We start from the raw sequence: 1,390 nt of genomic DNA, 5'->3' as shown, positions 1-1,390 counted from the left end.
CAACGAAGAAGTCCAGGGTGTATTGAGTCTCGGGCTTGTCCGAAGCACCGTACCCGGGCAGGTCGGGCACGATCACGCGGTGGCCGGCTGCGGCGAGCTGTGGGTAGTTCTGCTTGATGTTGCTATGCCCGCTGGCACCCGGCCCGCTGCCGTGGATGAATACCACCGGCTGCCCTGCTCCCTGGTCCAGGTAATGCAGGCGCAGGCCATCCTGCAGAGTGATGTACTGTCCATTCGACGCGACCATCGGCGACTTCCTCGGCTCGTGGTAGTGCCGGGATTATTTCGATGCTGCGGCGCAGCAACATCGTCCGAGAGGACTACTCGGCATGAGTCGAGTGTGGTTGCCTCCTGCCCCTCACCCTCATCGGAAAAACGCATCGTCCGCTCGGACGTAGTCCGCCTGCTTACGCTCCCCTAGTCTCGCCAGCAAGCAATTGTCTGACGACGCGACGTTGAAGGGGCGCAATGAACATCCGCAGCCTGGACCCGATGGGGGCGAAGCATGCCTGTAGGCGCACTTCCTCGACGTCGCGCACAGCGTCATAAGTTGAAGGAGCCCTTCATGTCCACCCATGCCAGTCATACCATTCACCTCAACCTCTCGCTGGAAAGCGCCTGGAAGTTCCTCAGCGATCTCAGCCTGGCGCCCTACTACGTACCCGGATTGACCGGTTGCTGGTTCCACCCTGGCCCGCAGAGTGGTCGCGGCGCCAGTCGCCGGGTGCAACGCCGCTATGGTCAATGGCTGGATGAAACGGTAGTCGACTGGCAGGAGGGTTCGGGTTTCGTCCTGCATCTGCACAAGGCCAACCGGGGAGCGCCCTCCCCCTTTCGCGAGGCTCGCTTCAGCTATGCCCTGGAAGCGCACGGCAGCGGCAGCCGCATGACCTTGTGCCTGGACTATCGCCTGCGTGGCGGCCGTCTTGTGGAGCGCCTGCTGGCAAATACCTTCGACAGGACGGTGCGGCAGATCGGCGAAAACCTCACGGCCTACTACGAGACGGGCGAGACACAGAATCGAGACTTCATTGACTGAACGCGGAGGGGGCTGGCCGGCGAATGCTGTGCTGTACCGCCGTCGGCTCATCGTCCTGGAACGCGTTCAACGAAGCTCCAGATTGTCCACGCCCCAATACGCCTTCATCGACTGGAAACGGCCGTCCTCGTTGAACTCCATCACGTCGATCACCATGATGGTGCAGGGCTGACCACCCCACTCCAGCTCGATACGAAACGGCATCGCTGCACAGTTGCCAGCCACCCGCACCGGCCCGGTGAGACGTGCATGGACTTTGTTGCGGCCCAGTCCCTTGTGGTAGAAGCGTTCGATCGCTGTGCGTCCGATCAGGGGCGGCGTACCCACCGGGTCCTCGACGCGCGCATCGTC

Annotated in this window: 3 protein-coding genes; 1 reads left to right on the top strand and 2 read right to left on the bottom strand. The window is 62.4% G+C overall.

Features of this window, described 5'->3' with window-relative positions; genetic code table 11:
- The coding region (locus tag J0A65_RS23450; protein ID WP_206596698.1) for an alpha/beta fold hydrolase at positions 1–247 on the bottom strand (247 nt) is incomplete at its 3' end.
- Between the two features lie 318 nt (positions 248–565).
- Between J0A65_RS23450 and J0A65_RS23445 the strand changes: the two genes are divergently transcribed.
- Entirely contained in the window at positions 566–1,039 is a 474-nt protein-coding gene (locus J0A65_RS23445; RefSeq protein ID WP_206596697.1) for an SRPBCC family protein, read from the top strand.
- Positions 1,040–1,105: 66 nt separating this feature from the next.
- Here the strand turns inward: J0A65_RS23445 and J0A65_RS23440 are convergent.
- On the bottom strand, positions 1,106–1,390 hold a 285-nt coding region (locus J0A65_RS23440), incomplete at its 5' end, for a nuclear transport factor 2 family protein (RefSeq protein ID WP_206596696.1).

This window comes from Bowmanella yangjiangensis (assembly GCF_017255015.1).
In the GTDB taxonomy this organism is placed as follows: domain Bacteria; phylum Pseudomonadota; class Gammaproteobacteria; order Enterobacterales; family Alteromonadaceae; genus Bowmanella; species Bowmanella yangjiangensis.
This window is presented reverse-complemented; position numbering and strand designations above follow the sequence as displayed.

Excerpts from the sequence above, each read along its gene's own strand:
- J0A65_RS23445 (WP_206596697.1), top strand. The coding sequence starts at position 566 with ATGTCCACCCATGCCAGTCATACCATTCACCTCAACCTCTCGCTGGAA.